General features: G+C 69.9%; 22 protein-coding genes. 5 read left to right on the top strand and 17 right to left on the bottom strand.

Annotated features, from left to right (window positions below; translation table 11 throughout):
• Positions 1–224 precede the first annotated feature (224 nt).
• Entirely contained in the window at positions 225–1,241 is a 1,017-nt protein-coding gene (locus WME82_RS37575) for an alpha/beta hydrolase family esterase (protein WP_438039251.1), read from the top strand.
• A gap of 64 nt (positions 1,242–1,305) precedes the next feature.
• Here WME82_RS37575 and WME82_RS37580 read toward each other — a convergent pair whose 3' ends face one another.
• Together WME82_RS37580 and WME82_RS37585 are read right to left on the bottom strand one after the other, a co-directional pair.
• Positions 1,306–3,105: an ABC transporter ATP-binding protein gene (locus WME82_RS37580; RefSeq protein ID WP_438039252.1), complete on the bottom strand. Its 1,800-nt coding sequence runs from the start codon at positions 3,103–3,105 to the stop codon at positions 1,306–1,308.
• Between the two features lie 337 nt (positions 3,106–3,442).
• Complete coding sequence (locus WME82_RS37585) at positions 3,443–6,136, bottom strand: penicillin acylase family protein (protein ID WP_438039253.1); 2,694 nt, start codon at positions 6,134–6,136, stop codon at positions 3,443–3,445.
• Between the two features lie 269 nt (positions 6,137–6,405).
• On the opposite strand from WME82_RS37585, the gene WME82_RS37590 reads away from it, so the two are divergent.
• Positions 6,406–7,578, top strand: coding sequence for an SUMF1/EgtB/PvdO family nonheme iron enzyme (locus tag WME82_RS37590; protein ID WP_438039254.1), 1,173 nt, complete (start codon positions 6,406–6,408; stop codon positions 7,576–7,578).
• A gap of 73 nt (positions 7,579–7,651) precedes the next feature.
• Here the strand turns inward: WME82_RS37590 and WME82_RS37595 are convergent, their stop codons facing one another.
• The 8 genes from WME82_RS37595 to WME82_RS37630 all read right to left on the bottom strand — a co-directional run bounded on the left by WME82_RS37595 (position 7,652) and on the right by WME82_RS37630 (position 15,485).
• Positions 7,652–8,650, bottom strand: a complete 999-nt coding sequence (locus WME82_RS37595) for a HupE/UreJ family protein (protein ID WP_438039255.1) — start codon at positions 8,648–8,650, stop codon at positions 7,652–7,654.
• Entirely contained in the window at positions 8,647–9,441 is a 795-nt protein-coding gene (locus WME82_RS37600) for a peptidyl-prolyl cis-trans isomerase (protein WP_438039256.1), read from the bottom strand. Before WME82_RS37600 ends, WME82_RS37595 begins: the two co-directional genes overlap by 4 nt.
• A gap of 162 nt (positions 9,442–9,603) precedes the next feature.
• On the bottom strand, positions 9,604–10,830 hold the full coding sequence (locus tag WME82_RS37605) for a polysaccharide deacetylase family protein (RefSeq protein ID WP_438039257.1): 1,227 nt from the start codon (positions 10,828–10,830) through the stop codon (positions 9,604–9,606).
• Between the two features lie 438 nt (positions 10,831–11,268).
• Positions 11,269–12,156, bottom strand: coding sequence for a phosphotransferase family protein (locus WME82_RS37610; RefSeq protein WP_438039258.1), 888 nt, complete (start codon positions 12,154–12,156; stop codon positions 11,269–11,271).
• Positions 12,153–12,311 (bottom strand): hypothetical protein, encoded by a 159-nt coding sequence (locus WME82_RS37615; RefSeq protein WP_437852625.1) that lies wholly within the window; start codon positions 12,309–12,311, stop codon positions 12,153–12,155. The genes WME82_RS37610 and WME82_RS37615 overlap by 4 nt, the downstream gene beginning before the upstream one ends.
• A 47-nt stretch (positions 12,312–12,358) precedes the next feature.
• Positions 12,359–13,402 (bottom strand): NAD-dependent epimerase/dehydratase family protein, encoded by a 1,044-nt coding sequence (locus WME82_RS37620; RefSeq protein WP_438039259.1) that lies wholly within the window; start codon positions 13,400–13,402, stop codon positions 12,359–12,361.
• A gap of 43 nt (positions 13,403–13,445) precedes the next feature.
• Positions 13,446–14,483 carry a deoxyhypusine synthase family protein gene (locus tag WME82_RS37625; protein ID WP_438039260.1) on the bottom strand — a complete coding sequence of 346 codons (1,038 nt, stop codon included), beginning with the start codon at positions 14,481–14,483 and terminating at the stop codon, positions 13,446–13,448.
• Between the two features lie 315 nt (positions 14,484–14,798).
• Complete coding sequence (locus WME82_RS37630; RefSeq protein ID WP_438039261.1) at positions 14,799–15,485, bottom strand: TetR/AcrR family transcriptional regulator; 687 nt, start codon at positions 15,483–15,485, stop codon at positions 14,799–14,801.
• Between the two features lie 121 nt (positions 15,486–15,606).
• Between WME82_RS37630 and WME82_RS37635 the strand changes: the two genes are divergently transcribed.
• The gene (locus WME82_RS37635) at positions 15,607–16,377 is read left to right on the top strand and encodes an SDR family NAD(P)-dependent oxidoreductase (RefSeq protein ID WP_438039262.1); all 771 of its coding nucleotides are present in this window, start codon (positions 15,607–15,609) and stop codon (positions 16,375–16,377) included.
• A gap of 23 nt (positions 16,378–16,400) precedes the next feature.
• On the opposite strand, the gene WME82_RS37640 is transcribed toward WME82_RS37635, so the two are convergent.
• From WME82_RS37640 to WME82_RS37660, 5 genes are all read right to left on the bottom strand, one after another.
• Positions 16,401–17,540 carry an MbnH family di-heme enzyme gene (locus WME82_RS37640; protein WP_438039263.1) on the bottom strand — a complete coding sequence of 380 codons (1,140 nt, stop codon included), beginning with the start codon at positions 17,538–17,540 and terminating at the stop codon, positions 16,401–16,403.
• Positions 17,537–18,070 carry a carboxypeptidase-like regulatory domain-containing protein gene (locus WME82_RS37645; RefSeq protein ID WP_438039264.1) on the bottom strand — a complete coding sequence of 178 codons (534 nt, stop codon included), beginning with the start codon at positions 18,068–18,070 and terminating at the stop codon, positions 17,537–17,539. The genes WME82_RS37640 and WME82_RS37645 overlap by 4 nt, the downstream gene beginning before the upstream one ends.
• Before the next feature lies 1 nt (position 18,071).
• Entirely contained in the window at positions 18,072–18,920 is an 849-nt protein-coding gene (locus tag WME82_RS37650; protein ID WP_438039265.1) for an MbnP family copper-binding protein, read from the bottom strand.
• 249 nt (positions 18,921–19,169) lie between these two features.
• Positions 19,170–19,778: a cytochrome c-type biogenesis protein gene (locus WME82_RS37655; RefSeq protein WP_438039266.1), complete on the bottom strand. Its 609-nt coding sequence runs from the start codon at positions 19,776–19,778 to the stop codon at positions 19,170–19,172.
• Positions 19,779–19,789: 11 nt separating this feature from the next.
• Positions 19,790–20,020 carry a hypothetical protein gene (locus WME82_RS37660; RefSeq protein WP_438039267.1) on the bottom strand — a complete coding sequence of 77 codons (231 nt, stop codon included), beginning with the start codon at positions 20,018–20,020 and terminating at the stop codon, positions 19,790–19,792.
• 339 nt (positions 20,021–20,359) lie between these two features.
• Here WME82_RS37660 and WME82_RS37665 point away from each other — a divergent pair, with 339 nt between their 5' ends.
• Together WME82_RS37665 and WME82_RS37670 are read left to right on the top strand one after the other, a co-directional pair.
• Complete coding sequence (locus tag WME82_RS37665) at positions 20,360–20,806, top strand: hypothetical protein (protein WP_438039268.1); 447 nt, start codon at positions 20,360–20,362, stop codon at positions 20,804–20,806.
• Between the two features lie 712 nt (positions 20,807–21,518).
• A complete protein-coding gene (locus WME82_RS37670) occupies positions 21,519–21,755 on the top strand; it encodes a hypothetical protein (protein ID WP_438039269.1) in 237 nt (78 codons plus the stop codon).
• A 317-nt stretch (positions 21,756–22,072) separates the two neighbouring features.
• Here the strand turns inward: WME82_RS37670 and WME82_RS37675 are convergent, their stop codons facing one another.
• Together WME82_RS37675 and WME82_RS37680 are read right to left on the bottom strand one after the other, a co-directional pair.
• A complete protein-coding gene (locus tag WME82_RS37675; protein ID WP_438039270.1) occupies positions 22,073–22,735 on the bottom strand; it encodes a peptide chain release factor-like protein in 663 nt (220 codons plus the stop codon).
• Positions 22,732–23,967 carry an RtcB family protein gene (locus WME82_RS37680; protein ID WP_438039271.1) on the bottom strand — a complete coding sequence of 412 codons (1,236 nt, stop codon included), beginning with the start codon at positions 23,965–23,967 and terminating at the stop codon, positions 22,732–22,734. The genes WME82_RS37675 and WME82_RS37680 overlap by 4 nt, the downstream gene beginning before the upstream one ends.
• Between the last annotated feature and the right edge of the window lie 11 nt (positions 23,968–23,978).

Here is a 23,978-nt window from a genome sequence, read left to right on the forward strand (position 1 = left end):
AGCAAATCGACGCGCCAATACGGCGATCAATGCGAGATTCGAGCGGCACGATCGACGCGCCGAACAGGGCTGTTTCCATTTTGTAGGAAGCAATCTGTATGGCGAGGTCGCAGGCTGGCGTCGACGTCACCGAACCACGATTGTTCGACGTTCGGTCGCTTCGATCCGGCTATCTTCGGGCTGCTCGCCGCGGGTCAGGGGCGACGAGAAGGGAGCCGAGTTCGATGATCATCCGAAACACGTGGAGCGCGCTTTTCGCCGTGTCGCTCGCCGCCGCGAGCGCCGTCGCCGTGGGCTGTGAGGGGGAGGACTCGCCGATCTCGCCAGACGCGGCGTCCGGAGCCGGGGGCGGCGCGGGCAGCGGGAGCGCTTCGGCCGGCAGTTCGAACGGCGGCGGCGCAACGAGCGGCGGCGGCGCAACGAGCGGCGGCGGCCCTGGCAGCGCGGCCTCGTCGGGCGTGACGGGCGGCGGCTCGGACGGCGCGGGCGGGGGCGCGAGCGCGACGCCGGGCGCGGGCTGCGGAGACGCGCCGAGCCAGGCGCTCAACGAGTGGGTCGAGCAGCCCGCGAAGACCATCGCGTCGGTCGAGCGGCATTGGTGGGTCCGGCTGCCTGAGAATTACGAGCCCACGCGCGCCTATCCCGTCGTCTTCATGTTCCACGGCTGCTCGAGCGAGACGAACAACGTCCCGATGCAGAACGTGACAGGCGACGACGCGATCCTGGTGCGCGGCGCCGGCGTCTCCGACGGCGTCTGCTGGGATGCCTCGTCGAACGGACCGGATCTGACCTTCTTCGATGAGATGCTCGCGGACGTGCTCGCGAACACCTGCGCCGACACGTCGCGCCTGTTCGCGGCGGGCTACAGCAGCGGCTCCTGGCTCATCAACACGCTCGAGTGCAAGCGCGGCGACAAGCTCCGCGCGACCGGCACGGTCTCCGGCGGCACGCCGGGCACGCCGCGCGACTGCGTCGGGCGGGTGGCGCGCATCTTCATCCACGACGCGGACGACGAGGACAACCCGATCGACCGCAATCACGCCGAGCGCGATCGCCTGCTCGAGCTGAACCATTGCGACGCCGGGGCCGCGCCGGAGCCGGAGGACCCGGCGCCTTGCGCTCGTTATCAGGGCTGCGACGCGGGCTATCCGGTGATCTGGTGCGAGACGAGCGGCAAGGGCCACGACCGGCAAGACGCGCTCGCGCCCGGCGCCTTCTGGGGCCTGTTCTCGGAGCTCTGACGGGCGCGCCCGGCGCCCGGAGGCGAGCTCAGGATCATGCTTTCACCGGCGCCTCGGGATCCGCTCAAGCGCCGGGCACCGCCGCGGCCTCGAGCGGGGCCAGCTCCAGCACCCCCGCTCGGTGGCCCAGGCCTCTCGCCCCGGAGGGCTCGTGCGCCCGCCAGAGATCCATCATCCGGCGGTACGCCCCGCCGCGGCGGAGGAGCGCCGCGGGCGGGCCCTGCTCGACGACGCGCCCGCCCTCGACGACGACGATGCGGTCGGCGCGCAGGGTGGTGGAGAGCCGGTGCGCGATGAGCAGCGTGGTGCGGCCCCGCGAGAGCCCCTCGATGGCCCGCTGCACCGCGGTCTCGCTCTCGATATCGAGGCTGCTCGTGGGCTCGTCGAGGATCACGACCGACGGGTCCTTGAGCAGCGTGCGCGCGATCGCGAGGCGCTGCCGCTCCCCGCCGGAGAGCGCCACGCCGCCGCGGCCGACGAGGGTCTGATACCCGAGGGGGAGCCGCTCGATGAACTCCTCGGCGCAGGCGGCGCTCGCCGCGGCGCGGAGCGCCTCGTTCGTCGCGTCGGGCGAGCCATACCGGAGGTTCGCCTCGATGGTGTCCTCGAAGAGGAACGGCTCCTGCGTGACGATGCCGAGCTTCCGCCGGAGCGCGCGCTGCGACAGCGCCCGGAGGTCGAGCCCGTCGATGCGGATCGCCCCGGAGGTCGGATCGTGCAGCCGCAGGAGCAGATCGGCGAGCGTGCTCTTCCCGGCGCCGCTCGGGCCCACGACCGCCACGAACTCGCCGGCCCGGATCGAGAGCGAGACCCCGTCGATGACCGCCCGCCCGGCGGCGTGCTGGTAGCGGAAGCTCACCTGGTCGAGCTCGAGGTCGCCGCGGATGTGCTCCGGGCTCACGGCGCGCTCCGGATCGGCGACCGCGACCTCGGCGTCGAGCACGCCGAAGATCGCCGCCAGGCCGACCTCGGCGCGGCGCGCCGTCTCGTAGACGCCGAGGAGCGTCTGCGCGGGGCCATAGAGGCCGCCGACATAGCCGAGGAACGCGACAAGCGTGCCCACGCCGAGCTCCCCGCGGAGGACAAGGAGGCCCCCCACGCCGAGCAGCGCCACACGGCCGATGTTGACGCAGACGCTCCGGCCCGCGGAGAGCCGCGTCTGGAGACGGATGCTCTGGAGCACCTCGCCCTGCGCCTCCTCGACGGAACGGATGAACCGTGCGTGCTCGTCCGCCTCGCGCGCGAACGCCTTGACCGTCTTGATGCCCGAGAGCACCTGCTGAAAGCGGTTGTAGATCCCGCACCAGCGGTCGAGCACCTCGCGCTCGCGCTCCACGAGGCGCGCTGTCGTCGCCCTGCCGAAGAGGAGCGGAGGCACGATGAACCCGACCGCGACCAGCGCGAGCAGCGGGCTCAGCCGGAGCATGATCCCGAGCGAGACCACGAGGTAGACGAGCGCCGGGAAGAGCTGGAACGCGACCGAAGCAAGGCAGTCCATGAGCGACGTGATGCCGCGATCGACCCGCGTCATCGTCTCTCCGACGCCCCTCTCCTGATGGTACGAGAGGGGCAGCGCGTGCAGCCGCGCGGTGGTCTCGTCGAGCAGGTCGCGGTTGATGCGGAGCCGCACCCGCCACACGGCGAACGCCCCCAGGCCCTCCGCGATCTGCCGGAGGACGACGAGCGCGCACAGGGCGAGCGTCAGGCAGGCGAGGGCCCGGGCGCTCTGCTCCCCGGGCGCGGCTGGCCCGCTCCCGGGGCCAAAGACACCAGCGCTCGCCGAGATCTGGTCGAAGATCGCGCGGTGCGCGAGCGGCTCGAGCGCGGGCAGGCCGCCCGAGACGAGCGTGAGCGCGAGGCACACGGAAAGTCTCGCGCGATGGGGAGATAAGTAATTCAGACTCCGGCGCAGGTCACGAATCAGGGATCGCTTCACGGCCAATGCTCATTCGCGCCTCATCGCAGCGCAGGAGAAGGCGCCAGGCGCGGCCGGATACGAGCAGGGGATAGCCCTAGGCGCAACGGTCTTCTCTGCGCGATCGAATGGAATCATCGGTGTCCCAGGAACCTGCGGAGCCGAGGGATCCTGGGAGTCTGGGTCACGCGCCGGCGCGGGCGGCGGCCGCGATGACCCGCGCGCTCGCGCCGGCGGCGCCCGGCGACATGGCGCCGCCGGGGGCCCGCCGCGCGATCGCGCGGGGTCAGCGCGCCGGCGAGATGTCCACCACGCTCGCCGGATCCGTCACCGCGCCCGGCCCGAAGTGGAACTCGAGCGGCTCGTTGTCGAGCCATTGCGGAAGGAGGTTGTTGTAGAACGCGCTCTCGCGGTGGAGGTCCGACCCGCCGGGGAGCCCGAAGCGCATCTTCGGGCCCGCTGGATCCGCGTCGATGACCAGGCGGATCGACGGCCCGTTGGCGAAGGCGAAGCTGGGCTTTCCGCCGTCCGGCGGGAGCGCGCGCGATCTCGGGTTGGCGACGTTGACGGTGAAGAGCCCGCCCGGCGCGGCGTAAGGCCCGTCGTTGTACACGGCGAGGTTGAAGTTATCGAAGATGCTGCGGAGCGTGAGCGTGTGGACGCGGCCCCAGCGCCAGTCGTCCGCCGGGCCGATGACCACGAGCGAGGCGGCCGCCTTCGCGAGCGCCCGGAGCACGATGTCGTCCTGCGTCTCCGCCACGTCGTCGGTGGTCACGTCGTCCCAGAGCAGAGGGCCCGAGCTCAGGCGCGCCGGATCGCGCAGCGCGCGCGCCACGACGGTCAGCCCGAACCCGGGCTCATCGAGGCCCGCCGCCGCCGCCTCGTCGCCCAGCGCCTCGCTCACGATCGCATAGAACGTCGCGTGGAACGCCGTGCAGCCGATCGACTCGGCGGCGAGCGTCGCGTCGTCCACCTTGCCCGCGTCCACCGGATCGTGCCCGTCGAGCCCTGTCGGACACGTGTGGTCCCAGGCGGCGAGCGCGTCGACGACGGCCTGCTCCTCGTCCGTCAACGTCGCCAGCTCCGCCGCCGAGAGCACGGCAGGCACGACGAAGCTGCCATAGAGCGAGTGCGTGTCGCCTTGCATCGCCGTCATGGTGTCGGGCGAATGCGCGTCGCCGCCTGCGTCGAGCAGATCGAGGATCCGCTGCTCGCGCGTCCCGTCGGCCTTGCCCCACGCCTGGAGCGCGCCTTGCCCGTCGTTCGTGGGATCGCCGTCGGCGGTCGCGCCCGTCATGTCGCCGTTCGCCGTCGCGATCGCGGCCCGAGGCGGGTTGAGGAGCTGCGGCAGCTCGGCGAACGGGATCGGGTCGCCCCACTCCGCGCTTCCGTCACCCGGGAGCGGCAGCCACGCGGGCACCTCGGGCGACGCCCAGGGCCGCGCCGGCACCTTGCTGTACGGGAACCAGCCGATATTCCCCTCGGTGTCGACGACGACGAAATTCTGGCTGACGAAGCTGGCCGCCTCGAGCCCTCTCCTGGCTTCGGCGACGCTCCCAGCGCGCCCGAGGGCGAAGAGCGCGTCGAGGTCCGTCCCGCCGTCGTGCCCGCGCCACCGGATGGTCACGGCGGTGCCGGCGTCCGCGTCCTCGCTCACGATGGGCCCGTGGTGCGGGACCCAGCGGAAGGTCTTCTCGATCGTCTCGCCGGAAGCCGCGTCCTTGAACGAGAACTTCTTCTCGACGATCGCCACGTCTTCCCCCTTGAAATCGACCGACGCGCCGTCCCCGGTGAGCGTCTCCAGGTAGACGTCGGCCAGGTCGTAGTACGCGGTGGTCACGCCCCAGCCGATGGACTCGTTCTGTCCGATGATCACGCTCGGCATGCCCGGAATCGTGGCGCCGGCGACGTGGTATTCGCCGTCGCCCCTGCTCTTGGCGTCGAGCTCGACGGGGAACCAGGTGCTGGGATTGCCGAGCAACAGGTGCGGATCGTTCGCCAGGATGGCGTGGCCGCTCTCGGTGCGGCCCGGGCCGACAGCCCAGTTGTTCGACCCGGCGTCGCCCGCCATCTTGCGCCGGCCGTCGCCGACCTTCGCCGCGCGCTCCGCCGCGCCCGTGAGGAGCGTCCGGTGCGGCGAGAGCCGCGACACGGCCACCGGCGCGAAGGGCCGCACGAGGTTCGCCGTCTGCGCGGCGGGCACGGTGGACGCGTCGAACACCGGCGCGGGCGAGAACAGATCGGCGGCGAGCGCCGCGTCGAACAGCGGTATCTGCGCCGCGAGCTCGAGCTCTTCCCCGCTGTTGTTCGAGAGGTCGTTGAGCACGTAGAGGCCGACGGCGGTGCTGTCTTCCGGCGTCCAGTCGCGGATCGCGTCCTTCACCATGAGCGCGAGGTTGTACTCGACGGTCAGCGTCGCGCCGTTCCTCTTGTTCCGCATGTCGGCGAGCCAGGCGTTCACGCCGCGCGCATACGCGTCCAGATGCCCTTTCACCTTCGGGCTCGCCTGCTCGTAGAGCGCCCTCTCGAGCGGCTCGCCGCCGCGCGTCGTGAAGAAATGGCGGTTCTGATAGTCCTGCTCGAGCACCTGCGCGCCCGCCTTCACCAGCCCGCCGAGCGACCCCTCGACGAGGTTGCGGATGAAATCCATGAAGAAGAAGCGATTCTGAGCGTGGAAGTAACCGAGCGCGGCGAAGCAGTCGTCGTCGGACGCGCACTCGATGTGAAGGACCCCGAGCTCGTCGGTCACCGCCCGGACATCCCCGTCGAGATCGGGAATCGCCACGCCGCCGGCGTCCGATCCCCCTGCGCCGCCGCCCGCTGCTCCCCCGCCCCCCGCTGCTCCCCCGCCGCCTTCACCGCCATTGCCACTTGCCGCGCTGGACGGGGCTTCGCCGTCGTCGCCGCACGAGACGGCGGCCGCCGAAGCGGCAAAGACGAACGCGAGGACCAGCGAACCGAAACGAGCCGTACGCATCATCAGCGATACTCCTTCTGCCTTCGGGCGCACGATATCACGCGCCTTCGGCGGGAACGGCGAACTGTGTGCGTCGATGGCCTGCCGGAGCAGAGGGCGAGATCCGGCAGCGTCAACGCGGGGAGCCGGGGCTCCCGGAGAGCGCCCGGCGCGCGGCCGCCGGAGCGAGCGCGCCGCCGCCGGACCGCCTCCGGCCCGGCCAGGGCGCGCGGCGTCGATCCAACGGCGCGAGCCTGGTTCCCCTCGCCGCGATCTCGACTATGACGCCGGGCATGCGACGCCTCCTGCTCCCCCTCTCCCTCCCCGCCCTGACGCTCGCCGCCGCCTGCTCCGGCGCGCCCCCGGAGCCCGCCCAGACGGCGCCGTCCCCGCGCGCGCACGACGGCCGCCCGCCCGCGGCCGCGCCGTCCCCCGCCGAGGCCGGAGCCGCGGCGCCCGCCGCCCCGGAGGCCGGCGCGCCCGCCGCCCAGGCCGGGACGGCCGGCGGGGAGAGCGCCGCCGCGGAGGAGCAGGCGTGCCCGGCCGACATGAAGCTCGTCGAGGGCGAGTACTGCAGCGAGGTCGAGCACAGCTGCCTCCGCAGCTGGTACGACAAGTCGAACAAGAAGACGATCTGCGAGGAGTTCGCCCCTGCCCCGGCCCGCTGCACAGGCGACAAGACGAAGAAGCGCTATTGCATCGACACGTACGAGTGGCCGAACAAGAAGGGGGAGCGGCCCGAGGTGATGAACCGCTTCCACCAGGCGCAGGTCAAGTGCGCCGCCGTCGGCAAGCGCCTCTGCACCGAGTCGGAGTGGACGCTCGCGTGCGAGGGCCCCGAGATGAAGCCTTTCCCTTACGGGTACTCGCGCGACGCGACGAAGTGCAACGGCGACCACCTCTGGGACGATCCCGACATGAAGAAGGTCGCGAAGCGCGACCCGGGCGAGCTGGCCCGCCTCTGGAAGGGGGTGCGGAGCGGGTCACAGCCCGAGTGCATCAGCGACTATGGCGTCGCCGACCTGCCCGCGAACACCGACGAGGTGGTCGCGAGCGAGACGAGCGGCGGCTGGCGCGGCAAGTTCGACAGCGTCCACACCGGCGGCCCCTGGTACAAGGGCGTGCGCAACCAGTGCCGGCCGAAGATCTACACCCATGACGAGGGGTTCTATTATTACTTCCTGAGCTTCCGCTGCTGCGCCGAGCCCGACGGCAAGGCCACCGAGCCGCGGACGCCCCGGCAGGTCCAGGAGGGGTGGGACATGGCTCGGGTCGAGCGGATGGCGCAGTTCACGGTCGAGGAGATGCGCGGGAAGCTCGAGCTCAAGCAGCAGGGCAAGTGCGAGTGCAAGCCGACCGACATCCTGTGCAAGACGATGTGCGGCACGCTGCTCGGGCCGGGCGCCGTGGACGCAACACGGGGAGGCGGCGCGCCGGCGGCGCCAGGGAACGGCGAGAAGCGGTGAGCGGCGAGGGGGCCTGTCGGGCCTGCGGCGCAGCGCGAACGGACCGCCGCCACGCCACCGCCTGCGGGCTCCGCTACATGCTGGCGTCCGTCAGCATCGCCACGACGCGCTCGATCGACCAGTAGCCTGCCATTGCGCCCATCGCATACACCACGCCGCGCCTCACCGCCGCTGGTTGCGTGGGGACGCGCGCGGCAAGGAAGCGCAGCGCGACCACCAGCGCGATCACGCCGAGCTGACCGAGCTCCACGCCCACGTTGAAGAACAAGAGCGCAATCGGCACATGCCTCTCCGGCAGCCCGATGTCGAGCAGCGACGACGCGAACCCGAGCCCGTGAAGCAGCCCGAAGGCGAACGTGACGGCCCATGGGGCCCGGCGGGTGAGCGAGTCGGTGGGCCGGATGCACTCGCCGCAGATCAGCACGATCGAGAGCGCGATGGCCGCTTCGACCGGCGGGGACGGCAGCGTCAACCAGCCAAACACGGCGCAGGCCAGCGTCAGGCTGTGCGCGACCGTGAAGGCCGTGACGGCGCCGAGCAGCTTCCGGCCGCCGCCCACGAGGAGCGTGAGCGCGATGACGAAGAGGAGATGGTCGAACCCGGTCAGGATGTGCTCGACGCCGAGCCACGTGTAATCGACCATGATCGGCCGGAGCGCGCCGAGCCCGGCGGAGGCGGGAATACCGTAGACCACCAGGCTCGGGTCGTTGCCGGTCAACACCCGGACAAGCCGGCTTCCATTCCGCCACTCGACAACCACCATCACGTTGGTCTCGGTCCCCTCGAGCCAGGGGAGCTCGATGGTGCCGACGAGGCCGTCGTGACCGCAGTCGAGAACTGCTCCGTCGAGCTTGCAGGCCGCGGGGAACACGGCGGGCGTCGCGAGGTCGGCCTGTAGCGCGGACGAGCTCGCCTCCCAGCGTACGGCGAACCGCCCGTCGTGACCTTCCACCTCCGTCAGCGAAAGAAGCGCTGAGTTGAGCGCGTGGCCGGCCGCCGGGACAGGCGCCAGGAGCAGGGCCAGCAAGAACGGCAGGGACCGAGCCAGCCGGAGCAGATGCGAACGATTCAAGGGCTCTCCTTGAACCTGTACTGCGCGAGGAGGCTCTCCACGAACTCGTCGACGGCTTGCTTCTTCCTTGCGGCGGCCCAGTCGATGGTGAGGGTCGCGCGGATCGCCTCGCGGCTGGGCAGCCCCCCGCCTATCTGGTTGACCCGCACGAGCAGCAGGCTGTCCTGGGTCTCCAGGGGCTGCCACGTCGAGAGCGGCGAGCTGCCAATGCTCTCGGCGACCGCGGGTCCGAACTTGGCTGCGAGTGAATCGCGGGTGAGGTTGCCACCCTCGATCGGACGACCGAGCGTCCTTGGGTCCGCACCGTCGGCCAGCGCACGTCGATACGTCGACCGCTGCTCCTCTGCGGCCGGGTCGCTCTTGGAGAAGGCCACGATCTCGAAATCGTACCGGAGCGGCGTTTCGTACTGGCTCCGGTGAGAAGCCAGCCACGCGTCCAGCTCTGCATCCGTCGGCGCCCGCGCCGCGCTCGGCTGAGCCGCCCGTGTCCGCAGCCTCTCCGCCAATGCGACCCGCACCGTCGCATCCTGCCGATCGAGGCCCTCCCGCAGCGCCTCACGGTAGAGCACCTCGTCCCGCTTCCAGCCGTCGAGCGCTGCCGTCAGCTCGGCCTCCGTCGGCGCCCGCCCCATGTTGTCGCGGAACTGCCGCTCCAGGTCCGCCTTCAGCCCCGCGCTGACGACAATCTCCCTGGGATCGCCGGCGACGAGCCGGTGGCCGAGGAACAACAGCGCGCCGATGAAGAGAAAATGAATGACCGGTTCGCGGAGCAGCCGAGCGAAGCTCCCCATGGTTCTATCGCTGATATCAGGCATGAGACGCGCTCTCGCTGGGGGGAGAGCAGACCCAAACGCTTCGGAAACGTCAAGCCCCAGCTGCGGGACCTGCCCTGGGTGGGGTCGGCTCCACCCGAAGCCGCGCCGGTGGCGGCGCGGGGCTTCGGGCGGCTCGCATCAGGGCGACAGCGTGACGGACTTCACGTCGAGCGCCACTTCGTAGTAGCCCTGCGGATGCCACTTGAGCGCGGTGCCGTTCTGCTTGAGCGTGCCGCCGGTGACCGTCACGCGCACGTACTTCCCCGGCGGGAAGTTCTGGGGGAGCGTCCAGTTGTACGTCGTGTCGTTCCCGTTCTTGGTGTTGGTGCCGTCGGTGATCGCCTTCTGGCCGCGCCAGTAGGCGCCGATGGTTTCCATGGTGCCGATCCACACGTCGCCGTATTCCTTGACGGCCTTGACGTGATCGACCCAGGCCTGGAACGGGATGGGCTGATAGGCGTTGTCGCTGCCGCCGGTGAAGCCGTGGATGCAGAAGGTGCGCCACTTCTTGCCGCTTCGCGCGCTCGCGACCTCCGCGTCCATCTGCGCCTTGGAGGCGTTGGTCGGAGGAATGTAGGTGGGCAGCTTGAACGGATTGCTGTTGTCGTTCGGGCCGATCAGGGCGTTGGACACGCCGCGATTGATCATGAAGCGCGTCCGGGCGATGCCCTCGTACACATCCGCGCCGTTCGGGGCCGCCATCGTGTACGGCGTGACGCCGAACTTGTCCTTGAGGTCCTTCGTCGCGGCGTCCGTATCGGCGCCGTTGTTGTCCATGCTCGAGTGGCTCCTCGTATGGTTGGCGAGCTCGTGCCCGTCCGTCAGCGCCTTTTGCCACACCGGATTGTTCGCTTCTTGCCTGCCGGTCCAGACGTAGAACGTGAACGGCACGCCGAGGGCGTTCATCGCATCGTAGTTCTGGATCTGGGTCTGGTTCACGTCGTCGAAGCTGTACGTCACGGCGCCCGCGAAGCCGGCCCAGTCGATGACCTTGAACCCGCCGGCCGCGCCGGCCGGCTTCGGCACGTTGCCAGCGCCAGGCGCCGGCGGAAGGCCGGATTCGGGCGCCTCTCCTCCATCACCGCCACCGCCCGTTCCTGCTCCACCCGTTCCGCCGGTGCCGGCGGGGTCCGAGCCGCCGGTGCCGGCGGGGTCCGCGCCGCCCGTGCCGGCGGGGTTCGAGCCGCCGTCGCCCCCCCCGGCCGACGCCGAGGTCGTGCTGGGATCCGCGCCGCTGGAGGAGGAGCTTCCCGGCGTGCCGCCGCTGCTGCTGCTCGTCGTCTGCTGGCCACCGGTGGTGCCGCTGGAGGTGTCCTCCCCGTCATCGCCGCAGCCGCTGACGTGCAGCGTGCCCAGCAACAACATCGCACCGAGCGCCAAGGATGATGACGCAGGAAAATTCTCGAAGTGGAAGAATCGCGATGATTTGAGCATAGGGTGAGGATACAAAACCCCCGGAAGGCGCTCAAAGGATTATGCACGATGCACGCGGGTCGACGCATCGCACGAATGGCTCACATGTTACCAAAAGTAGCGAGCGGCTCACATGTTACCAAAAGTAGCGAGCGGCTCACACGTTACCAAAAGTAGCGAGGGCCACGTCGACGCAGCGCTCCGCCGTATCTTTCTAGCGACGCGGCGACTGCCGGAGCGTACCGGGCTTCGCGTCGGCCTCATGTGCAGCGCTCTCACCCTGACTCGCCAGGTGGTTTCCACCCCCGCCTGGACGATCGGCAAAGCAGACGGGCGGCCCCGTGGTGACGGCTGGAGGAACCGCCCGCCGCGTGGGTCCAAGGGTCCGCTTCACGGATCCCCCGGGTGTCCGAGCAACACGCGTCGACACCATCGATGCAAGCGCACGTCGTCGGTCGCGAACGACCAGCGGGCGGCGAGCCATCGCTCGGCTGGCTCGAACAGCGCGTCGAGGTGTTGCGCCTTCAACCACTCCCGGGCGAGGCTTCGATCCCGATCCGTGGCAGTCGTGGTGATGAACGGCGTGAGATAGATGACAGCAGACAGCGGATCGAGCCGGGCGTCTCCCACGATGGGTACGCCCCCGAAATCGATCACGGCGCTCACCTCCTGGCCTTCGACCAGCACATTGCCTGGATAGAAGTCCATGTGCACGAAGCTCGGTCGCTCCGGCTCGGGCAGCGCGGCGGCCAGGCCCGCTGGATCGATGCCGTCGAACGCGCTCCCGGCGCAGGCCAGGCTCTTCCTTGCGCGCAGCTCGAGGTAAGAGCGGTAAGAGGGCGTCCGGATCGGCTCGGCTTCGCAGAGGTCGCCGTACCACGCAGCGCTCACGCGCAGGGCTCGCAGGTGCGTCGAGGCCTCGAGAAAGCGGGTGATGAGACGTTCCCGCTCGGCGCCGGCCACCTCGCCGAGCACCTGCAAGAGGGGCCGCCCGGGGAGCCGCGGCTCGACTGTGATGAGGCGGCCGTGCAGCTCGGTCATCTCCAGGACACGCGGGATCGAGAACGGCACCGCGCTCGCGCCCTGGTGGAAGTCCTCGAGCAGCTGGGCTCGTCGAACGACCGTCTCCCGGACGGTCCCGGGATGGTGGACGCGCACGACCCGCTCGCCGCCCAGCGCAAACACGCAGGCTTCACCGCCGATGCCGAGCAGCCCATCCCGGGTCAGGCCGAGATGGCTCATCACCTGCAGAAGGGGGGCGTCGTCCTCGATGCTCATCCCGGGGTCCACTGCGGGTGGCCCGTGAACAGGCCGTGCACGAAGCCGATCTCGTAGACAAGGAAGGCGCCGAACGCAAGGCTCAGCAGGCCCGACACGACGCCGAGCCCGCGATGGAGGCGGTCGAAGCGGCGAGCTGCATACGCGAACGGCATCGCGAGAGCGGTCGTGATGAGCTCGCTCGCCCCGGCGCCGCGCGCCCTCAGAAGAACGCCTTCAACAGGCCTATCGCGCCCTGCTTCCAGGGCACGCGATGGGTCACGCCCGAGCGGCTCTCGAACTCGCTCCGGTGCGCCTGGTACCACTCGAGGTTGCGCACCAGCGCGTCCTTGTTCGAGTACCTGGGCGTGAAGCCGAGCACCCGCTCGGCCTTCTCGATCGACACGAACGAGTCCTTCGACGCCGTCTCGTAGACCCACTTGTAGAGCGGCGACACGCCCATCGCCTCGAGCGCGCGCAGGGCGAGCACCGCCGGCGCCGCCGGGAAGGGCACGATCTTCTTGCCCTTGCCCACCGCGTCGAGCACCGCCTGGTAGTCCTCCCCCATGGTGGTGAAGTCCTTCGCGCCGATGTTGAAGGTGTCGTTGGCGATCGACGCATCCTTCGTCATGCACAGGGTGATCGCCTCACAGAGATCGGCCACGTCGAGGAGCTGATAGCGGTTCTTGCCATCGCCGATCATGGGGAAGCCCTTGCCGTCGAGCGCCCAGTCGTAGAGCAGGGCGAAGACCCCGAGCCGCTCCGGGCCGATGAAGGACTTGGGCCGGATGATGGGCACCACGAGCCCCCGGCCGCGCTCCTCCAGGCACACGACCTCGGCCTGGATCTTGGCCTGCCCGTACGGGCCCACGCCGTCGAGCCGGTCGTCCTCGCAGAGCGGGTGGTGATCGGGGATGCCGTACACGGCCGTGGAGGAGATGTGCACGGCGCGCTCGACGCCGTGGCGGCGCGCGGCGCTCATGACCAGGCGCGTGCCGATCACGTCGGTCGTGTAGATCTCCTCCGCCGTGTACAGGGGCAGCGCGGCCGCCGTGTGCACGACGAAGTCATGCCCCTTCACCGCCTCGTCGACGACCGCCGCGTCACGGATGTCCCCGCGCACCTCGCGGATGCGCGACCGCTCGGGGTAGTCGAAGTCCAGGAGATCGAGCGACGTGACGTCATAGCCGCGCTCGAGCAGGTGCCGCACCAGATTGATCCCGAGGAAGCCCGCGCCGCCCGTGATCAGGACCTTCTTCTTGCTCATCGTCTTGCAACCTCGCTTCAGGGACAAGGAAAGCCGCCGGTCCTCACGCGCCGCGCGCCTCGATGATGGCCCGCGCCTCGGCCGGGTGGCGCTTGCACTCGAGCAGCGCTCCGAGCAGGAGCGGCGCCACGATGGTGGCGTCCGACTCGATCACGAACATGGGCGTGTCCTCGGTCAGCTTGTCCCAGGTGATCTTCTCGTTGGGCGTGGCGCCGGAGTACGAGCCGTAGGACGTCGTCGAGTCGGAGATCTGGCAGAAGTAGGCCCAGGGCCGTGCCGGCTCTTCGAGGTCGTACTTGAGCGACGGCACCACGCAGATGGGGAAGTCCCCCGCGATGCCCCCGCCGATCTGGAAGAACCCCACGCCCGCGCCTGCGCTGAGCGCGCGGTACTGATCGTACAGCGCGGCCATGTACTCGATGCCCGACTTCACGATGCTCGCGCTGCACTCGCCCCGCCTCACGTAGGACGCGAAGATGTTGCCGAAGGTCGAGTCCTCGTGGCCCGGGACCACCAGCGGCAGCCCGGCCTCCGCTGCGGCGAGCAGCCAGCAGTCCTCGGGCGGTCCGCGGTGGAGCGCGGGCTCGACCGCCCGGATCAGATCGTAGAAATACTCGTGCCAGAAGCGGCGCTCGCCGCTCGCCGTCGCCCGCTCCCACATGGGGACGATGTGCTTCTCGACCGCGCGGAAAGCCTCGTCCTCGGGGATGCTGGTGTCGGTCACGCGCCGCATCCGGTTCTCGAGGATCCGCGTGTCGTCCTGCTTGGTGAGGTAACGGTAGTCGGGGAAGTCGCGGTAGCCGTCATGCGCCACGAGGCGAAACAGCGACTCCTCCAGGTTGGCGCCGGTCACGGACATGCCGTGGATCAGGCCGGCGCGGATGGCCGGCGCCAGCGTGATGCCGAGCTGGGCCGAAGACATCGCCCCGGCCACGGCCCAGAACATCTTCCCCCCGCGCTCGATGTGCTCCCAGTACGCGAGGAGCGCGTCGCGCGTCGCGCGGGCGTTGAAATTCTTGTAATTGCGGAGAACGAACGTGAGAAGGGGCAGCGTCGTGGATGCCGACTTCGTCTCAGCCATGTTGTGCGGAGCCTCAGCGACCACGTAAGGTCGTCCCGGTGGTCTCGGGTCGCGCAGGCCACCAGGGACGCGCTACGGACCGACACAGGCCGGGCCGCCATCGCTGCGTCAGGTGGCTTCGGGGGGGACCGTAGCACGCATCGTGTGGATCGTGTCAAGCCCGTCTCAACGGGCGGGAACCGTGCAGGAGACATGCGCCGCAATGGCCAGGATGCGTCGTGATCGTAATCAGGGCGTGAGATCGCGCGAGGCCGGTCCTGCTGCTGCGCGCACCAGCGGTCCGAGCCCCGCTCGGGCTCGATGGCGGACACCTCCTCAGCCCGGCTTGCCTTTCCGTCTCCCACCGCCTTGCTGACGCGGCTCCACGCCAGCGGCGCGCTGCCCTGTCCGCGGCGCTCGTTGCGGCGGGTCGACCTTGCCCATCGCCCCGCAGGCGAGCTCGGGCAGGGTCGCCTTCATCCACGCGGGGTCCACGGCGCCTGGCGCGGAGAGGTAGGCGCGGCAGGCCTGGTGCGCCGGCCCGAGCAGCACCACGTCGACCATCAGCTCGGAGGAGCGCGCCCCGGAGAAGAGGCCGAGCTCGGAGAGGTGCGCCATGATCTCCGCCTTGAGCCGCGCCTTGGTCTCCCGGAGCGCGGCGCGGTGATGCCCGTCGAGCTCCAGCGCGAGCGCCTGGTACATGAAGCGCGCCTCGCCCTCGTGGTCGAACACCCAGGTCAAGTGCGCCTCCACCAGCGCCCGCACCGCCGAGCGCGCCGTCCTGGCGGCGAGCACGCGCGCGGTCACGTGCCCCACCAGCCGCTCGAAGGTCCGCTCCAGCAGCGCCGCCACGAGCGCCGGGAAGTCCTCGAAGAGGTGGTACACGCTCGAAGGGCTCGCGCCCGCCTCCTTGCGGACGTCCTCGATGCCGGTGCGCAAGAGGCCCCGCTGCTCGAAGCAGCGGAGCGCCGCGTCCAGGAGCGCCTCCCGGCGGGCCACGCCGTTCTGTCGAGCCACGGCCATGGCCCCTCCCCTACCCCAGCCGCGCATCGCTGGCCAGCCGGCCCAACTGGAGGATTCTTCCAGTTTCATCTTGGAAGTTTATTCCATTTTGTTTACCTTCCTGTCGAAAGCGAGGTGTCGCATGGAGCTGGGGCTGGAGAAGAGGGCCGCGCTGGTGACCGGTGGCTCGCAGGGGATCGGCAAGGAGGTGGCGTTGCAGCTCGCGGCCGAGGGGGCCCGCGTGGCGCTCACCTACCGGAGCGAGCGGGAGAAGGCCCGAGAGGTCGTCCGGGAGATCGAGGGGCGAGGCGGCGAGGCGGTCGCGCTGGAGCTCGACCTCGGGTCGGTCGAGTCCGTCAAGGCGGCCGTCGCGGCCACCGTGGCGCGCTTCGGGCAGATCGATGTGCTCGTCAACAACGCGGTCCGCTGGAGCGAGCGCTTGCCCTGGGAAGCGCCGCGCTTCGAGGACATCCCGCTCGCGGAGTGGCAGGGCGTCATCCACGACAACATCGACGGCGCCTTCGCCGCCATCCAGGCCGCGGTGCCCTCGATGCGGGCCCGCGGATGGGGGCGGATCGTCAATATCTCCTCGGGCGTGGCGCTCGACGGGGTGGTGGGCGGAGGGCCGTATGCCGCCGCCAAGGCGGCGCTCCACGGGCTCACGTCCGTGCTCGCGCGCGAGCTCGGGCCGCACGGGATATTGACCAACGTGGTGGTGCCGGGCTTGACGCTGACCGACAGGGTGAGCGCGCAGGCATCACCGGAGCTCGTCGCGCAGCGCGGGAAGGCGTATCCCGTGGGGCGATTGCTGCGGCCGGAGGAGGTGGCGCCGACGATCGTCTTCCTGTGCTCGGCGGCGAACACCGCGGTCACGGGGGAGATCGTCCGCGCGAGCGGGGGCCGGCCGATGTAACCGAGGTAACTGACACCTACCGGTCACGGCGCCTGCGCGCCGTCCACCAAGGCTGCGAACTCCGGATCGGTCAAGCTCTTCATGAAGGCCACGACATCCGCCTTCTCCTCCGGCGTGATGGTGAAAGCCCTGACGAGCGTGCTCTTGTTCGGGTTCTCGCTGCCCACGCCCGCGAACGGCCCGTCGTCGATGGTCCTGCCTCCCGCGGCGTAGTGGTCGACGACCTCCTCCAGGGTGGCCACGCTCCCGTCGTGCATATAGGGCGCCGTCAGCTCGACGTTGCGCAGCGAAGGAACGCGGAATTTCCCCTTGTCCGCCGGGTCGCCGGTGAACTCGAACAGCCCCTCTCCGCCGGACGGATAGTCCCCGTCCGAGCCGAGGTTGTAGAGGCCGGTGTTGTGGAAATCCATCTCCGCCTGCTTCGTCTCGGCGCTCCGGAACGCGGTCGTGAAGTTGATCCCGCTGTGGCAGTGATAACACTCGAGCCGCTCGGAGAAGAAGAGGTCCATGCCGCGCAACGCCGCCTCGGACATCGCGCCCGCCTCTCCGCCGTACGTGGTGCGATCGTACGCGGAGCGCCCGGAGAGGAGCGTCCTCTCGAACGTCGCGATCGCCTTCACGACGGTATCGAACGTGATCGGCTCGCTCTCGCCGGGGAACGCGGCGACGAACGCGGCCTTGTACGCCTCGTCGCCGCGGAGCCGGCCGAGAACGACGTCCTCGGCGCCGGTGATCCCGAGCTCTACCGGGTTCTCGCCGAACATCGGGACGAGCGCCTGCTCCTCGAGCGACGACAGCGTGGGGTTGCCCCACGTGAGCAGCGGGAAATAGGCGACATTGGCCAGCCCCATCGCGTTGCGCGGGATCGCGTCCCCCGTCGAGCCGGTCGGGGTGGGCTTGCCGTCGGCAAACCCCCTGTCGCGCTCGTGACACGAGGCGCACGCCATGGTCCCGTTGCCCGACAAGCGCTCGTCGAAGAACAGGGCGCGCCCGAGCGCGACCTTCGCCTCGGTCATCGGGTTGTCGGGCGGCACCCACGGCCTCGGGAAGCCGACGGGCAAGGCGAGCTCGTAGCCGTCGGCCGGCAAGGTCGCCTCCGTCTCGCCCCCACACGACGCCGCCGCGAGCGCGACGAGCGCCGCCGACGCGATTGCGCGGATCACTCCAGCAGAATGCGGCGCTGTTCGTTGTGACACAGATTACACGCTCCTGAGATGGATGGAAACGGCATCTCGTTCGTCCCCTCGCCGTCCTGGGACCGCAGGAAGAAGAACAGCGCTTGGTCCGGGAAGGGCAGCGGCTCGGTCGTGAAGAAGTTCCCGTTCCCGTCGATGGCGACGGAGAGCACGAGATCTCCCTCGCCTCCGCCGGCCGTGCGGAGCTCGACCGTTCCGCCCGCCACCGGCGTGCCCGATGCCGCATACACCGTCCCGGCCGTGGTGAAGAGCCCCTTGCCAGGCCCGTGGGGCTGATGGCAGCCGATGCAGTTCTGCCCCATGTTGTGGCTGCGCTTCTCGACAGCGGCGCTGATGTTCTCCACGTCGAGCGCTGGATCGCGCTCGAAGCGGGGGTCGCCCGGGAGGATCTCCGCGTCGCTCGGCTCGTCCATGTCCTCGTCGGAGGCACCGCAGCCAGCAAGCGCACAGACCCATAGCGACGCGAGCAGGCAGGTCGCCGTTCTGAGGATGTACATCTCACTCCACCCGGAAGGCGGTCTGCGCAGCGGACGGGTTCACGCCATCGAAGCCCATGCCAAGCGCGTTGAAGACGGGCGGGCACTCTGGATCGCCCTCGAACGACATGCAACCGGAGGTCCGATCCGTCTCGCCGTCGACCTGGTGGTCGAGGTCGGACTCGGCATAGAATCTGGCAACATCGAAGACGATGGTGCTCGACTCCGGGTCGACCCCGTCGATACGTATATCGGCGAGGTTGTCAGCGGCGCACGAGTAACCCTCGCTCACGGTACCCTCGCACTTCGTACTCCCGAGGTGGAAGAAGTAGGTCGGGTTCATCGTCGAGATGAGGTCGAGGCGCACGAACTTGTAGCCGCCCTTCCACGACCACCACATGCCGGGAATGTTCAGGGGCGCCGGGGCCGTCGCCGCGTCCAGGTGGTTCATCTCCGGGGGCAAACCCACGTTGAACCTGACACCGGCGTAATCGCCGGCGGGCGCGGTGCCAACAACCTCGGTCCTCGTCTCCGGGCTGCCGGTCTCACAGGAGCCCGTGCCGTCCTCGAAGTCGAGGAACGCGATCTTGTCGCGCTGCCATTGGCCATCCTGCTCCAGCGCGAGGGGCTCTTCGGACCCGTCGCCGTGAACAAGCCGGACGTCGTAGACGTACATGCGAAAATCGAGCGCATTGACCGACGATCCGGTCGTGCCGACTCCATCGAACGTGTCAGTGCAGGAGAACGGCCTGTCGCCGACCTTGGCGGCGAAGCGCAGCGCGAACGTCTTCGAGATGACGTCCTCATCGCTCCCGCCGCATCCGCTCAGAGCCGCAAGACAGGCCACGCCGAGGAGCGTGACACGCGCCATTGAACCAATCATCAGGCAACCTTTCAAGCTACGAGGCCACAACGTCGTCACCACTTCACCGGAGCGGAGCGGAGCCTACTCGAAGCTCGGCTCTCCTGCGTGCAGCAAGTTGTCGCACCCTGCGGCCATCCTTCAAGGGGAGTCGACGGCATCCGGGCGAAGAGGTTTCCGCCGCGGCCACTGCGCCGCGGTCATAACGAGATGTCCCTGCTGAGCCTCCTCTCCAATCAACCGGGAAGACGGGTGCGCTCATGCGTCGCGCTCCCGGAGCTCGTCGTCGAGGCGCTCGTCGTACTCGTCGCGAGCAGCCACGAGGGTGCCTCCGGACGGAGCGGCCTGCGCAGCGTTGCTCCGCCACGAACGCAGCAGGGCGAAGATCCCGAGGAAGGTCACTGCGATGCCCAGCATCAACCCCAGCGCGACCTGGCCGAGCGTGCCTGACGAGGGCGCCGCGCGGAGGCGCTCGCCGTAACGCGCGACGAGGTCGTGCTCGATCGCGTCGGCCGCCTCGCCCCGCCGGAGACGCGCGTGGATCTCGCGACGAAGATCGCGCGCCACCTCCGATTCGTGGACATCGAGCGTCTGATCCCAGCAACAAGGCGCGAGCAGACGCGCTGCGAGCGCCCTCTCGCCGGGCGCCGGGGTCGAGTCGACGAGCTCGGAGGCCGCCTGGCTGGGCGGCGCGGGCTCGGCCCTGCCGGTGAGCGCCACGCCAGCGAGGGCGACGGCCAGCGCGGCCACGCGGCGCCAGCGCGAGCTCTGCGGCGACCGGAGCCCCACCGGTCCGCTTCCCTTTCGCGCGCCGTGAGGGAAATGGACCGGGGCATTGGCAGGCCCGTCCTGGTCTCGCTGGATCATCGCGAAACAGGCTAGCGTCGCCCGCTGCCAAGGTCCTGCGACACGATGTCGCGCTTGTCGCAGCGCGGCGATGTGCGCGCCGAAGGCCGGATTACGGCTGCATGGTTCGACGAGGTGCGACACCTTGACGCATTGCCCACCGGCACCACGAGCCCCCGGCCACGCTCCTCCAGGCACCCGAGCTCGGCCTGGATCTTGGCCTGCTCGTACGGGCCCACGCCGTCGAGCCGTGCGTCCGGCATGATGCCCGGCCCTTTCTACTGCCGATTCATGCAGGGTTGGAGGACCTGTCAGCCAGTCGCTGGATCGGTGCAAGGGCGAGAGGCGGGGAAGGAGCACTACCAGCCGAGGCCATTTGTCGGCTCCACAAGCACGCGAAAATGGTAGGATTGGACAATGCTAACGACACCTTCGTTGTGGTCGTCGTTCACCCCTGCGCTGCGACGATTTCGACGACTGTTACGCGACCGGGGCCGTCGACATGCGCTCGCAGTGAGGCGAGATGGATCCTGGCGACCCATCGACACCGACCGCTGCCCATCTCCTCTTACTCGCGAAATCGAAGGAAGGAGCCACTCGGCATGACGACGCGCCCCAAGTCGGAGCACCGTGACTATCGCTGGAGCAGCCTTCTGCGCGACCAGTCGAAACAGCCTACCATCGACGAGCGCCTCGAGGCCGTTCATCACGCGTGGGAGTCGGGCGACATGACCTTGGGTGATGTGCACGACCTGAACTTTGACGTGGCGACTCACGACGGTATCGATGAGACGCTCAGCAAGTTGGAAGAGCCGTGGCGTACGGCATTGTTCGAACAGCTCAAAGGCTGCGCCCTGGCGGACCCAGCAGCGAAACCAATCCGGATCTTCGGCGGGATCTACGGGTACGAGCGAGAGCGCGATCCCGACAAGGCGGCGCAGATGAGACGCGAAGTCGAAGCGCAGCGCGCGACAGAGGATGATTACTTCATGAACGTCACGCGGCCCAGGATTCGGGAGTGGTGGACCAGACGCAAGAGCGACGAATAGCGAGCGTGTAGAGGAGCGGGAACATCCATTGACGGACATGCGGAAAACTTGAGCGAGGGCGCGCTGCTGGCCAACCAGACGCTACTGCTGACGATCACCCTCCCTCGCCGCGCTCGGTCTGACGCTCGAACGCCGGTACGTTGTGCTGCCGAGCCGCGAAGGTTCGCGTTGCACTGTCACCATGGGCATGTGCGGGAACGCTGAAACAGAGGGGGTTGCTGCTTGAACGCGCAGCGGCGCCCATGCATGGCGCGTCGCGGACGTCGTCGGCGCCCAGACTGCCCCGTCCGGTCGTCGGGGATGCCCATCGGCCTAAATCCTGCTACACTCCCGAGATGTCGTCCAGGAATACCGTGGCTCGCCAGGCGTCTCCGCACGGTCCGCCAATGAGCGGTCGGCGTTCTGTAGCCGCCCACTCATCGCCATGGGGTGGCTCCTTGCGGCTCTGGCCGGGGTCGGCGATGCTGGGCGCGGAGCGGCGCCGGCCCGCCGCGCGCACGGGACGACGAACGGCGAAGCGCTCGTCTGGGATACGAGGTCCCATCTTCGGGTGCAGGCGCTGCTGGACCGGACGAAAGCGTGCTTGCCGATGGACGACCCGATGGCGATGGGTCGACCATCGATGGATCAACCGGGGTCTGGTGGCAACCCGGGTAGGGTCAACAGGCCGAGTATGTCGTAGAGGTCTCCCCCTCGAACGCACGGAGTCAGTATGCCGGGAGATGGTCTATTTTCTGCAGGATGGTGGCTCAGGCTGTTCTTCTGGCACGCGGCGGTCGGTCTGCTGCTCATGGTCGCAGGTGGGCTGTTCAAGGCGAGCTTGATGATCTTGATCGGAATAGGGCTCTGCGTGCCGTTCCCTCTGATGCTCTTCCTGGTGATCGTCGTGCGCGGTACGGTCCTGCTGCTGGATAAAATCAGAGACGGCACAGAAGGGGGGAGAGAGTAGCTCGCGCCAAGGCGCACGGGATCGAGGTGGTCCGCGCCCTCGGCGGAGCGGCGCGATGATTCCTGCGGGCGTGCAGGTGTTCGTCACGCTGGATCCGGTGGACATGCGTTACCGCTTCGAGCGGCTTTCGGGTCTGATTCGCGAGCGCGTGGGTTAGAGGCGCGGTGCGGGGCACTTTTCGCGTTCGTCGGCAAGCGACGGACCACCATCAAGATCCGCTTCTTAGAGCGACGAAGGCTCCAGCGGCTTTTCGTCGACGTAGTCGCACGAGCAGTCCAGCAGGCGCCGACGTGACGCGGGGCCGTTCCCGCTCCCCCTCACCGCGCCTCCCGCGCCCCTGCCACCACCAGCGCGCTCTTCCGCCCCACCCGGTACGTCCTCACCGGCTCTCCCCGGACGATCCGGTCGTGCTCGCTCCAGCGCGCCGCCTCCCCTTCCGCGACGCGCCGGGCGGCGCGCTCGGCGAGCCGCTCGGCGATGCGCTCCACCCCGCGGCGGACGTTCGCGCGCTGCGAGCGCTCATCAGCGACGCGCACCGTGATCCCGCTCGGCCGGTGGTGGATCCGGACCGCCGATAGCGTCTTGTTCACGTGCTGCCCCCCCGGCCCGCTCGCGCGGCAGGCCGAGATCTCGAGCTCGCCGAGATCCACGCCCTCGCCCGCGCCCGTCCCGACGTCCGCCCCCGCAGCGTGGACCGCCACCCCCGCGAACCACCGCTTGCGCGCCGCCTTCCCCCGCGCCGCGCTCCGCTCGACCAGCGCGTGTGTCCCGAGCTCGCCCTCCAGGCAGCGCCGCGCGTCGCCCTCCACCAGGATCTCGACCGAGGCCGGCGCGTCCTCGTCGCCGTGCAGCGTGACGTCGACCACCGCGAGCCCGCGCTCCTCGCAGAGCGCCTCCATGCGCTCGGCGAGCCGCGCCACGAAGCGCCGCACCTCGACCGGCCCCCGCCCCGCGCTGATCTGCACCCACGACCGGCTCATCGCTTCACCGTGAGCACCGGCACGAGCGGCGCGACCGCCGTCGCCAGGCCGGCCTCGACGAGGCTCTCGATCACCGGCTCGATCGGCTTGTACGCGTCCGGGTGCTCCTCGAGCAGCAGCGCCGGATCGTCGCACACAACACGGCCGCCGAGCTCCGTGCGGGCGAGCTCGCGCCGCCGGTACCTGGCCGCGATCTTCTCGCGCGCCTCGCTGCGCCCCATCTTGCGGCCCGCGCCGTGCGCGACGGAGCGCAGCCCCGCCTCGGCGTCGCACGCGCGCATCACCCACGACGGCGCGCCGCGCGACCCGAGCACCACGGTGAAGTCGCTGCCCCGGGCGGGCGCCGCGCCCTTGCGGTGCACCCAGGCCAGCTCGCCGCCCACGGCCTCGCGCGCGACGTCGTTGTGGGTGAGGTCGAGCCCGCCCGTGATCGTCGACGCCCGCGAGGCGCCGAGCGCGCGCAGCATCCGGTACGCGAGCAGGAGCCGGTTCGCCCGCGCGAAGCGGCACGCGCCGGCAAGCTCGCCGAGGTACGGCTCGGCCGCGTCCCCCTCGAGCACCGCGCCGCCCCAGCGCTGCCCCAGCGCGCCGCCGAGCCCGCGCGAGCCGGAGTGCGCCACGACGACGAGCTCCCCCGCGGAGAGGCCGAGGGCCTTCGCCGCCGCAGGGTCCCGCAGCGCGCCGACCCGGGCGACCTCGAGGAAGTGGTTCCCCCCACCGACCGAGCCGAGCGCGCCCTCGTAGCCCGCGCGGTACGGCGAGGCGTCCCCGCTCGGGCGAAGGCCGTCCTCCGGCTCCGCCGCCGCGAGCCGCGCGAGCGCCTCGGGCACGCCGTCGACCTCGGCAAAGCCGCGCGCGCCGCGCTCCCAGACCCGCTCGAACACCGCCCGCGGGTCGCACTCGGCGAGCGGCTCGTCATCCATCGCCTGCCGGGCGCGCCGCTCGAGGACGTCCGGCGCCATGCGGCCGATCGACGTCGCGACGAGCCGCACGCCGCAGCCGGCGTCGCCGCCGATGAGCTCCGGGACGACCTGATCCGCGAAGGCGAAGGCCGCGCCGATGGGGATGCCCCGCCCGGCGTGCAGGTCCGGCATGCCCACGGCGCGGACGCAGCCCGGCAGCGCGGCGACGCGCGCGAGCTGCTGGACGGCGTTGCCCTCGAGCCAGACGTCGTCGCGGGCGACCAGGCGGGCGTGGGCAGGAAGGACTGCGCTATCGGCGGGGGCTTTCATCGAGATCTCCG

It is taken from the genome of Sorangium sp. So ce128, from assembly GCF_051525245.1.
GTDB classification, from domain to species: Bacteria; Myxococcota_A; Polyangia; order Polyangiales; family Polyangiaceae; genus Sorangium; species Sorangium cellulosum_B.